Raw genomic sequence first — 11,697 nt, forward strand, 5'->3', positions numbered from 1 at the left:
GAAATTAAAGATCGGTCTAAACTGATTCGTTAGATTGTGTTTATATCGTGGCTATAGCGGTATATCAAACCCGAGATGTATATGGAAAACAAAAATTCTTCTGACAAGCCTTTGCCAAAGGATTCAAACAAGGTGGTAAAAGGGGGGCTTTTAGTCCGGAATCAAAGTGGCTTTTCAACTATTTACCGATTGATCGATCTTACTATTATTGTCTTTTTTTATTACCTTTCATCTTCTTATTATAACGTGCCCTTTGGAAATTTGAGTGTTTTACTTCCATTGGTGTACGTAATTTTCTTTCAGCTTTCAGCGGAGGCTATAGAGCTTTATCGCTCTTGGCGGGGTGAAAGAACAATCGAAATGCTGAGAGCTGCTGCAATAACTTTTGTGATAAGTGCTGCTGTAACGTTGACTGTGGGTTTTTTCTTTACGGGCTATATAGACAATCCCTCACCTGCAATTTTACTATGGTTTGCTAGTTCTTTTCTTAGCTTGCTTTTGTGGCGATACGTGATGAGAAAACTTTTGTTCAGGCTGCGAAAAGTCGGAATGAATTCACGCAACGCAATCGTTATTGGAGCAACTACACTGGGATATAATGTAGTCCAACAAATTATTGAAAATGACCAGCTTGGGATTCGATTTAGCGGATTGTTCGACGATCGCACTGAGTCCAGGTTAGCACATGAATTTCAAAGTCAAATCAAAGGAAAAATTGAAGATGCTATAGAATTGGCTAAGCGAAACGAAGTTGATTACATTTATATAGCTTTGCCCATGAATGCAGAAAAGCGAATAAGGCATATTTTAGAAAAGTGCAGTGACACAACTGCAAACGTTTATATTATTCCAAACTTCTTTATGTACAACTTACTGAATGCTCGCTGGCAGAGCGTTGGTTCAGTTCAAGCATTAAGTGTGTATGACACTCCATTTCAGGGTGCAAGTAATGTTCTCAAGCGCATTGAAGATTTAGTTCTGGGAGCGGTAATCTTATCTTTGCTTTTAGTACCGATGTGTATTATTGCATGTATTGTAAAGCTGACCTCTAAAGGGCCAGTAATATTTAAACAAAAGCGATATGGTTTAGATGGAAAACAAATTACTGTCTACAAGTTTCGCTCAATGACAACTCAAGACAATGGCTCAAAAGTGAAGCAAGCTACAAAAAACGACCCCAGAATCACGAAAGTGGGAGGTTTTTTGCGCCGAACATCTCTAGATGAATTACCGCAGTTCATAAACGTACTGCAAGGCCGAATGTCGATCGTTGGCCCTAGACCTCATGCAGTTGCTCATAATGAAGAATACAGAAAGCTCATCAAGGGCTATATGCTGCGGCATAAGGTAAGGCCGGGGATCACAGGGTGGGCTCAGGTTAATGGTTTGAGAGGTGAAACCGAGACCGTCAGTAAGATGGCTCAACGTGTTGAATACGATCTTGAATATATTCACCGATGGTCTGTTTGGCTGGACTTTAAGATCATCGTAATGACCATATTCAACGGATTTGTAAATAAAAATGCTTACTAGTGCATATAAGAATATTTAGAAACTGCGTGAGATAATTAGAGAGCGACTCTAAATTTAACCCTTTGCTCATTTTAAGCCGTTATGCTACCGCGTAGCGGCTAGTTTATTTAAGTGCTTTAAAGCCTAGCAGGGGTTATGAATATGTACTTAATGCATCACCGTAGTTTGCCTCCAACCTAATATCCTTACAATTTAATACCTTCACAACCTAACCCTCTTACAGGGTAATAGCCGATCAGGCTGTGCATGAAAAAAGCTGATATCGTCATTTCTTTGCGTGCGAATAGGCAGTAACTCATCACTTAATCGCTTTATACTTCCACGGCATTAAAAGTCATTGTGCTCGACAGATATTGAGTCTGTATTTAGTAGACAAATCAAACAGAACTGAAACACCAACCTGTTTTCGCAAAACAGCAGTTGCTCTTCAATTTAAGTGCTGCAAATTAGCGAAGCTCAAGTTGCAGCTGACAATGTCAAAGTGTCGAACCCATAAAGCGGTTCTCAACATGTTTCTTAATTAACCTTTTCTTAATCTTTCTGAGACAAAATCGATAGCCTTCGAACTTTTTCGTTCAAAAAGCGTACTGTTTAGCGTTTTTTTAGACTAAAGATTAAGAAAATTTATAAAGAGTTTTTAAATTTTGGTGTATTTGCTCTCGTCATTTTGTCATTTTTTCTATATTATCCAGACCACAAATAGCAACTATTATTATTTGCAATTGCAAAACGAATGAAAAGTTAAGCGGCTTGAAAGAGCCAGCGACTTAAAAAAGTATTGCCGAATAATAAGGTTCTTGGTTGCCAATAAACACACAACACTTTGAAGAACACTTGGAGAGTAATTTTGAAATTCAAACTTACGAGTATTGCCACTGCGATAATGTTAAGCCCAGCTGTACTTGCTGCTGATATGGAAGACATTGAAAGACTGACGGTAGAAGGTAAGTACCTTTCTGTTAACCAGTCTAACTCTATTAAGAGCCCAACGCCTATCCTTGACGTGCCGCAAAGCTTGTCAATTATTACCGCTGAAGAAATTACGGCTCGCGGTATTACTAGCGTTGGTCAAATTATTGATTACACGCCAGGTGTTAATACTTCTCAAGGTGAAGGTCACCGTGATGCGGTGGTATTTCGTGGCGTACGTTCAACAGCCGACTTCTACTTAGATGGTAATCGCGATGACGTTCAATACTACCGTGCGCTTTACAACGTTGAACAAGTAGAAATTCTTCGTGGACCGAATGCATTGCTATTCGGCCGAGGCGGTACAGGCGGTATTTTAAATCGTGTATCTAAAAAGGCGAAAACAGGCGAAAAATTCGTAAACTATAACGTTTCTGCTAATACCTTTGGTGCTTACAATCTTCAATTAGACACAAACGTTGATACAGGTGAGAAATCTGCGCTTCGTATCAATGCTATGTACGAAAGCTTAGATAATCATCGTGACTTCTACTATGGCGATCGCTACGGCTTTAACCCGACTGCACGTTTTGAAGTGAGCGACGATACCATTGTTGATGTGTCATACGAATATATCGATCATGAGCGCTTCATTGACCGTGGTGTGCCAACGGCAAACGGCGAACCTGTAGAAGCATTTGAAGAAATCGTATTTGGCGACTCGGAAAATAACTACCAGACGCTTGGTGCCGACGTATTTCGTGCAAACGTTGAACACCGTTTCTCTGACAACCTAAAAGGTAACTTCAACGCCTTTTACGGTGACTACGACAAAGTTTACTCAAACTTTTACGCAGCGGCTTATGACGCTGACACTGAAGTAGTAACCCTTGATGGTTATATAGATACTACACAGCGTGAAAACCTTATCTTGTCTTCAAACTTAGTAGGCGAGTTCGCTACGGGCAGCATTGAGCATACGGTTATCTTTGGTGGTGAGGTTATCAATACCAAGTCAAATCAAGACCGTTATAACCCTGTTTTTGATTCTACAGATGGCGATAGAGAAGCGTTTAATGTATCTCGCCCACTTAGTTTCAGAGGCCTAACTGGTACCAACTCAGTTGGCGAAACAGTAACGGCGACATTCTCTGATATTAACGACGATACACACGTAGACCTTGATGTTTACTCTTTCTACGTGCAAGACGAAATTGCACTATCAGAAAACTTCGACCTAGTGCTAGGCGCACGCTTTGATAGCTTCGACATTGAAGTGTTTAATGTTGTTGCAGCAGAAACGCGCAGCAGAAAAGACGAAGAAGTTTCGCCACGTGCGGGCCTTGTTTACAAGCCACAAGAAAATATTTCAATTTATGCAAGCTACAGCGAGTCATTCTTACCACGCAGTGGCGAGCAGTATGCGAATATCAACGGTGATGCAGACGCACTTGACCCAGATACTTTCACTAACCAAGAAATTGGTATTAAGTGGGACTTCAGTGAGAGCATGAGCTTTACGGCTGCTATCTTTGAAAATGAGCAAACGTCTCTTGATAACGACCCTAACGATGCAGAAAGCTTCGTGGAAGTAGATTCAGATGTATCAGGTTTTGAGCTTCAGCTTCAAGGTTATATCACTGATAAGTGGTACGTTACTGCTAACTACAGCAACCTAGACGGCGAGAATGCAAGTGGCGTGGAGCTTCGTGAGCTACCTGAAAATACCATGTCGGTATGGACAACTTATGAAGTAAATGAAGTATTTGGCTTCGGCATTGGCGCAACATACCAAGACGAAAGCAAGGTATCGACAAGCGCTACGTCACCTGTACTGCCAAGCTATACCCGTGTTGATGCATCGGCGTACTACACACTTAGTGACAAGACACGTCTTCAGCTAAACGTTGAAAACCTAACTGATACGCTTTACTTCCCTAATGCACACTCTACGCATCAGGTTACAGTTGGCGCACCAATCAACGCGCGTTTATCTCTGATTGGTTCTTTCTAAGTAAAACTGAAAGATTACCTATAGAACTTAAAAGCCATTCGTGAAAGCGAATGGCTTTTTTATTTTGCAGAAAAGTCGTTCCAAGCGCCCTTGGTGTTATAAACGTATTTGCAGCTCATACTGTTTTACCTTCATACTGACTAAGTCAGCAAGTCAGCAAGTCAGCAAGTCAGCAAGTCAGCAAGTCAGCAAGTCAGCAAGTCAGCAAGTCAGCAAGTCAGCAAGTCAGCAAGTCAGCGTTAACCCTGTTTTGCGAAGTCGATAAGTGTCTGTCCATCCATGCGATAGCCTAACCATTCACTCTTAGGTTTTGCGCCTAACGATTCATAGAAATCGATAGCTGGCTTATTCCAATCTAAAACACTCCACTCAAAACGGCCGCAGTCGTTCTCTACAGCTGTTCTCGCTAAATGTTGAAGCAAAGCTTTACCAGCCCCTAAGCCTCGGGATTTAGGTGAAACATAAAGGTCTTCAAGATAAAGCCCGTTGCGACCTTGCCAAGTTGAGTAGTTGAAGAAGTACACAGCAAAGCCAATAGGAACGCTGTTATTTTCGCAAATAACACAATGTGCGGTGGAGCCTTCGCCAAATAGTGTTTTTAAAAGTGCTTCCTCTGAAGCTTCTACTTCATGCTCAGCCTTTTCATAAATGGCGAGTTCTAGAATGAATTGGCGAATCTGTGAAATATCGTCAGGTGTTGCTGGTCTTATTGAAATTGCGTTATTCATAGTGTTTTCTCTTCAATAGGCACGAAAAAAATGAGCCTTGAAGGCTCATTTTTAAAGTTAAATGCGTTTGTAACACGTACTAGTGAACATCTACATAGTAAGTACTAGCCGCTATTCAGCTGAACCCGAAGGCTCAGTCGTGTATATTTCACCTGCACCACTAATTACAACCCCAGCGCTCGATTTTCTACGTAAAATCAATCGTTTCATGTACGAAAAAGGGCCATGTAAATCAAGCAGGATTAAATACAAACACGGTACTAAAATGAGTGTTACCAAAGTAGCATAAAGCACTGCAAAGCCAAGTGCTGCAGCCATAGGCACTACAAATGCTGCCTGCAGGCTAGTTTCAAACATAATGGGCAGTACGCCCACAAATGTGGTGATTGAAGTTAACGTAATTGCCCTAAAGCGTGCGGTACCAGCATCAGTAACGGCTTCTTTGATACTGTAGCCCTGGGCACGGCGCTGATTCACAAAGTCAGTCATAACTAGCGAGTCATTGATTACCACCCCAGCGGCTGCAATAAGGCCAAAGTTAGACATCATAGATAGGTCTAAGCCTAGTACGAAGTGGCCGAACACTGCACCTGTAAAACTAAATGGAATAACCGACATAATGATAAGCGGTTGCCCATAGCTTTTAAGCGGTACAGCAAGAAGGATATACACCATGATCATGGCCGCAAGGAAGAACAGTATTTGCTCATTCTGTTGCGCTTGTTGCTCTTCAATGTCACCGCCAAGTTCAGTCATAACCGACGGGAACGATTCTTTTAGCTGAGGTAACAGTTTGTCCTGAATTTCAGTGACGACTTCATTAGGTTCAACTTTTTCCTCATCAATATTGCCCCATATATAAACGCTGCGATAACCACCTTCACGACGAATGTAGCTAATGCCTGGCTTTTCTTCTAACGCAACCACGTCACCTAGCATGACTTCCTGGCCACTAGGGGTGGTGATCAAAGAGTATTTTAGATCTGCAAAGCGTTCGCGGGTAAGTTCAGGGTAGCGAACCATGACTTTAACTTCTTCGCCGTTGCGAATGACGCGCTGCGCTTCGCCACCGTAGAAACCTGCGCCAACTTGAGAGGCAATGTTAGAGAGAGTCAGTCCCAAGTCGTAAGCAACCGGAAGCAATGTCATTTGTACTTCTTTGCTTGGTGGATCGATAGTTGAGCTTACGTCAAATAGGCCTTCTTGCTGCTGCAGCATTTCAATAAACTTAAGACCCGCAGCGTTTAACGTGTTGATGTCTGGCCCAAATAGTAGATACCCAAATTCACCGTCATCACCATCACCGTTCACATCATCAATTACGGTAAAAGACTTCATACCGGTAATTTCAGGAATGGCTTCGCGCCAACGTCGGGCAAGTTCGAATGTGTCGATAGGGCGGTCTTCTTCATTAACCAGTGGCGTAAGTATGCGCCCTTCATTACTGTCTTCGTTAAAGGCAAGTCGATCGCGAATCATGCCTTGACCGAATTCATCAATAATTTGCTCTTCAACATCCAGAATGGTTTGCTCAACAATTTTAAGTGCATTGATAGTGGCTAGATCAGAGACGTTTTCGTTCATCTCTATTTTTACGCTTGGGAAGTCGTGAGGCACTTTAGGGTTTGGCACCATACGTACATAGTTTGCCCCAATCAGTCCCATGCTAAGCATTAGCATAGCAACGAACATCATAAATACTGCCCAGCGCCATTCAATCGCTTTTGTAACCGTACGCTTGTATGGGCCATTTACGAACGCAAAGAAGCCTCGGTTAAAGCGTGCACGCCAGCTATCTTGCCGTACGGGTGAGAATTTCGTATGAGCTAAATGCGCAGGTAAAATTAGTTTTGACTCAATTAAACTAAAAGCCAAACACAGAATAACCACCACAGCGATGTTATAGAAAAATGCGCCTTCAGGGCCACTGCTTAGCGTAAACGGAGCAAACACGGCGATAGTAGTGAGTACACCAAATGTTGCCGGTGTCGCTACGCGTTTAGCTCCGCGGATCACGTTGTCGACGCCGCCGCCTTTGGCTTCAATTTCGGTGTAGGCGCTTTCCCCAATAACTATGGCGTCATCGACCACGATCCCCAGAACCATGATGAACGCAAAGAGCGAAAGAATATTAATGCTCACTCCGAAAACCGGCATAAGCATCATTGCACCTAAGAAACACACAGGTAGACCAACCATAACCCACAGCGCCAATCGAAAGCGCAAGAAGAGGGTAAGCATTAACGCAACAAGAACAGACCCTTGAACAAGGTTCGATAACATCATGTCTAAACGTGCGTTAAGGTAGTAGGTCATATCCACCAGAACTTCTAAACTGACGCCCTGAGGAAGAGTCTCGTTTTTCTGGTCTATGTAGGCTTTTACGGTTTCAGCCACAGGAATAGTGTTTTGAGTTTTAGTGGCTTTAACGGCAATGTAGATGGCGTTCATACCGTTGTACTTAAAGTAACGCTCACCTTCAACAAAACCGTCGTTAATGTAGGCCACATCACCTAGCGTGACTTTAGCGCCTCCTGCACCAATTTTAATTGGAATCTGCTTGAACTCGTCGCCACTGTAATACTGGTTCTCAACTCGTACTGATACTATGCCAGAATTGGTCCTTAACTGGCCGGCCGAAATATTCGCTGAATAGCTATTAATTGCCTGTGTAACATCGGAAATGGTTAAACCGTACTTTCTAAGCGTATCGGGCTTTATTTCGATGGCAATTTCATCATCGGGCGTATTGGCTTCCACCAAAGAAATAGAGCCAAGTTGAAGTAGTTCATCTTCAACTTCTTTTGCCAGCACTTTAAGCTCAGACAGTGGTAAGTCGCCAACAATGGGCATTTCTATCACTTGCTGCTGGAACTCTACTTGCGAAACATTTACTGGCTCCATTCCGGCGGGGAAGGTTGCAATGCTGTCTACGCGAAGTTTGACCTTATCTAGAACATCAGTCAGTTCAGCTTTAGTATCAATTTCCAAGGTGACTGCACCACCGCCGCGAAATGCCCGAGAAACAGTGCGCTTAATTTCAGTGATATCTTTTACCGCTTCCTCTACTTTAATGAAGATACTCTCTTCTATCTCTTGTGGAGATGCGCCGGGGTAGTTTGCTTCAACGGTAATGTAGTTTATCTCGATGTTGGGAAACATCTGACGCTGAATAGTAAAGTAGCTGGCTATACCCATAACAATGATAAAAAACATCAACAGGTTAGCCGCTACAGAGTTTCTTGCAAACCAAGAAATAATGCCGCTTTGTGTATCCTTGTGATTTTCCATAACGGCTCCTTAGTTCGCTTGTGCCGTTACAATTTCAGTGGTCGTCTCAATAACCTTCACCGCCATGCCGTTCTGAGGGTATTCAGGCAAACTCATTACCACTTTTTCTGCATTGAAATCACCTTGAATAAGGAAGTCGCCATTTTCTTCCCGTACCACCTTAACTTTCTGCGATTTTAATCTGTCTTCATCGTCAAGGGTCCACAGCAGGCGATTGGTCACCAATTCTTGCGGTACGCGGTACACGTCACTTAACGTTTTTCCAGTGAATGCTATTGTGCTGTACGAACCAAATTTAACAATAGGTTTGGACGAGTTGATTGCATAGGGGTCTTCAATGCGTGCAACGAAATAACTCATGCGCGTGGTGTTATCTACAACGCCTGTATCTCTGTGAATAGTGCCCTTTACGGTAGCGCCCTGAATATCGTCGATTTCAATAGCAATTTCGCTTCCTATTGTGGTATCTGAAAGAAAAACACGGTCGAAACCTGCAATAGGGAAAGTGACTTCTGCAAATTCGATATTGTTAATAACCGCAACAGGCGAACCCTGAGTCACATAGTCACCAGTGCTGATGTCTCTTGATACAATAAGAGCATCATACGGGGCTTTTACTTTGCAGTTTTCTAAATCGCGTTTCGCAATTTTTAATTGAGCTTCGGCTGATTTTACGCCGGCTTTAGCGCTCATTACTTGAGGCTTGCGAAGGTACAGGTCGGTTACCCGTGCATTCGGCATCGTTTTCGCTTCTTTAGCGGCTACTTCTGCCTGTGCTTCTTCTTGAATCAATTGTGCTTGTGCACTTGCCAGGTTTGCTTCTGCTAATAGAAGTGCGGCTTCATACGCATCAGCTTCTATTTCAAAAAGGGTTTCACCACGCCTAACTAGACCACCGCTTACAAATTTAGGATTCCATCGTTCAACTTCCCCCGAGACTTGCGCTGCGAGATTGGTGGTCTCAAGCGGTAAGACTTCGCCGTAGGAAGTTAGCTGCACGCGCACGTCCTCTGGCGATAATGCCTCGATAGTAACGGTTGGACGCGTATCAACTTCTTCGGTTATAGCGCTGTCGGAAGCAGAAGCTTCGATTCCCTTCATACCTAAATAGCCTACTAGTAAGACACCAACAGGTAACGCAACTTTCATCCATTTCATGGCTAAATCTACTTTTATAGCGAATACTTTACATAGTGTAGCGCTAAAGTGTTTCAGGAATACAGTGCAAATGTAACTAAACGTGAGTCAATTTTATGTAAAGGGCACAAAAGTGCGAGTGACTAAACTTGTTGAGAGGTTGAGCTGGAAAAAGGGGATGAGTTTATTGACGAAATGGCGCATACACGATTGCGACCATTATCTTTTGCATAATAAAGCGCTTGGTCTGCACGACGTATGGCACTCGAAATATCTGTCTCAGCACTGACTTCACTTACGCCAAAGCTACTAGTTACATGAATTTCTTTACCATATACAGATAACGGGGCTTTACTGAGTAATTCTTTTATACTCTCTAATGCTTGCACCGCTCCGGCTTCATCGGTATCGGTAAAGATAAATATGAATTCTTCACCTCCCCATCGCCCGAGGATATCCTGTCCGCGAAGGCGAGCATTAAATTTCACTGAGATCTGCCTAAGGACTTCGTCACCTTGTTCGTGACCGAGGGTATCGTTTATGCTTTTAAATCTATCTACATCGGCGATGGCAACCGAAAAAGGACGTTTGCTGCGAAGCATTCTCGCGTATTCTCTATCTAAACACTGCTGTGCACCCCGTCGATTTAGCAAATTCGTTAGATGGTCGTGCTTTGCCTGCCTCTCAAACTGTTCACTTAGATAGAGTGCGGTATCGTAACTTTTCTGTCGGCTATACTCGTAAAAAGCAGATAAAAAAGACACGGTCAAAAATGAGTAGAGTAGGCGAGTTTTGAAAGCATAAGTATAGTCAGCCACATATGAGGCATCGTTAAACCCAAAAAGGATGATTGCGCACGTCACCGTAAAAGCGATAAGTGCCAGTAACCCACGAACAAAACCAGCGAAAAACATAGTAACCGGTGGTACCAGGTACATCCAAAGTGGGCCAGTGTTGTCCTTGCCACCAGTAATGATTAATAGCAGCGTTAGTACCATCAAACAGCTAATTAGCAGTGTAATAGACCACGTGCGAGCGGTAGCTGAAGAGAAGCGGACTTGTAATCGCTGTGATATGGCAAAGACAATACTTGCAATGAACAGCGTTGTAGACAGGGAATATTCTGCGTCGATAAAAGCGCGAATTCCAAGCAAAAACGTAATGGACGTGCCGACGGCTGCAAACAGGTTAACCACAATAATGCGCCTGTTAGTTTCGTCTTTATAGTGGCTCTTTACGCCACTAAATACGTATTGCTTTAGTCTACCGAGCATAACTAATTTGGCTGGTTTAGACTGGAGTCAACGTCTTCAGCTAGTTTTTTGATAGCTGACCTCATCGCTTTAATGCTAGAGGCAAAGCCATCATTGTTAAGCGGCGACTTAAATATGAAAGAGTGAACACGGGCCTCTCCTGAGGCTTGAGTAATGCGATATTGCCCAGAAAATACTACTTCACCTTCGTACGTGCTTACCAGATCGTTAACATGCAAAGACATGTGATGCGTCTCTTCGCTTTTAAAGTGATCAGGGCGAATAAGCGCTATATCTTTTGACACCAATGCACTAGTGAGCGCTTTAGTTAGCCCCTCATCTACAGGCTCCGCCCATAAATGACTGGTAGAAATGTGAAGGTTAGTGTCACTCGTTTGATACACCAGCCCCCTGTGTTTTAAATACTCTGGTAATGTGACTTTGTCTAAAACGACGGTCTGCTTCACATCGTGGTTCGTAAACGACGCATCGTTCGTTGTGTGAAGCAAATAATAGGTTAACGAATTGGGGGCGCTACTGCATGCAGATAGAAAGCAAAGAAACACAGCTAGCATACTGATGTGAAGCGCCGAGCTTCTTTTAAGAAAAGAAAAAGTCTTTACCTGCATTATCATATCATTTAATCCTTTCATCCCTGTTTATGGATGGCCCACCTTTAGCGTTTGGTGAGTTTGTTATTTTTCTAAAAAAATATAGCGTATTTTCAAAGCGAGTCGCGGTTGGCAACATCTCGTTGCGCAGTGACTTTGGTTAAAACATTCATTATTCGCGCCAGGCTGTACAATTTTTGCCCATTGTTAATCTAGGTATC

General features: G+C 43.0%; 7 protein-coding genes. 2 read left to right on the top strand and 5 right to left on the bottom strand.

What is annotated here, in order from left to right:
- Positions 1-81 precede the first annotated feature (81 nt).
- Positions 82-1,533: an undecaprenyl-phosphate glucose phosphotransferase gene (locus tag E5672_RS03850; protein ID WP_136780980.1), complete on the top strand. Its 1,452-nt coding sequence runs from the start codon at positions 82-84 to the stop codon at positions 1,531-1,533.
- A gap of 847 nt (positions 1,534-2,380) precedes the next feature.
- Positions 2,381-4,456 carry a TonB-dependent receptor gene (locus tag E5672_RS03855; protein ID WP_136780981.1) on the top strand — a complete coding sequence of 692 codons (2,076 nt, stop codon included), beginning with the start codon at positions 2,381-2,383 and terminating at the stop codon, positions 4,454-4,456.
- A gap of 239 nt (positions 4,457-4,695) precedes the next feature.
- On the opposite strand, the gene E5672_RS03860 is transcribed toward E5672_RS03855, so the two are convergent.
- The 5 genes from E5672_RS03860 to E5672_RS03880 all read right to left on the bottom strand — a co-directional run bounded on the left by E5672_RS03860 (position 4,696) and on the right by E5672_RS03880 (position 11,500).
- Entirely contained in the window at positions 4,696-5,184 is a 489-nt protein-coding gene (locus tag E5672_RS03860) for a GNAT family N-acetyltransferase (RefSeq protein WP_136780982.1), read from the bottom strand.
- A gap of 111 nt (positions 5,185-5,295) precedes the next feature.
- Positions 5,296-8,475, bottom strand: coding sequence for an efflux RND transporter permease subunit (locus E5672_RS03865; protein ID WP_240692151.1), 3,180 nt, complete (start codon positions 8,473-8,475; stop codon positions 5,296-5,298).
- Between the two features lie 9 nt (positions 8,476-8,484).
- Positions 8,485-9,633: an efflux RND transporter periplasmic adaptor subunit gene (locus E5672_RS03870; protein WP_136780983.1), complete on the bottom strand. Its 1,149-nt coding sequence runs from the start codon at positions 9,631-9,633 to the stop codon at positions 8,485-8,487.
- Between the two features lie 122 nt (positions 9,634-9,755).
- Positions 9,756-10,886 (bottom strand): sensor domain-containing diguanylate cyclase, encoded by a 1,131-nt coding sequence (locus tag E5672_RS03875; protein WP_136780984.1) that lies wholly within the window; start codon positions 10,884-10,886, stop codon positions 9,756-9,758.
- 2 nt (positions 10,887-10,888) lie between these two features.
- Positions 10,889-11,500, bottom strand: coding sequence for a PqiC family protein (locus E5672_RS03880; protein ID WP_136780985.1), 612 nt, complete (start codon positions 11,498-11,500; stop codon positions 10,889-10,891).
- Between the last annotated feature and the right edge of the window lie 197 nt (positions 11,501-11,697).

The sequence above is a fragment of the Alteromonas portus genome, from assembly GCF_005117025.1.
In the GTDB taxonomy this organism is placed as follows: Bacteria; Pseudomonadota; Gammaproteobacteria; order Enterobacterales; family Alteromonadaceae; genus Alteromonas; species Alteromonas portus.

Excerpts from the sequence above, each read along its gene's own strand:
- E5672_RS03880 (WP_136780985.1), bottom strand. The coding sequence starts at position 11,500 with ATGATAATGCAGGTAAAGACTTTTTCTTTTCTTAAAAGAAGCTCGGCG.
- E5672_RS03865 (WP_240692151.1), bottom strand. The coding sequence starts at position 8,475 with ATGGAAAATCACAAGGATACACAAAGCGGCATTATTTCTTGGTTTGCA.
- E5672_RS03860 (WP_136780982.1), bottom strand. The coding sequence starts at position 5,184 with ATGAATAACGCAATTTCAATAAGACCAGCAACACCTGACGATATTTCA.
- E5672_RS03870 (WP_136780983.1), bottom strand. The coding sequence starts at position 9,633 with ATGAAATGGATGAAAGTTGCGTTACCTGTTGGTGTCTTACTAGTAGGC.
- E5672_RS03850 (WP_136780980.1), top strand. The coding sequence starts at position 82 with ATGGAAAACAAAAATTCTTCTGACAAGCCTTTGCCAAAGGATTCAAAC.
- E5672_RS03875 (WP_136780984.1), bottom strand. The coding sequence starts at position 10,886 with ATGCTCGGTAGACTAAAGCAATACGTATTTAGTGGCGTAAAGAGCCAC.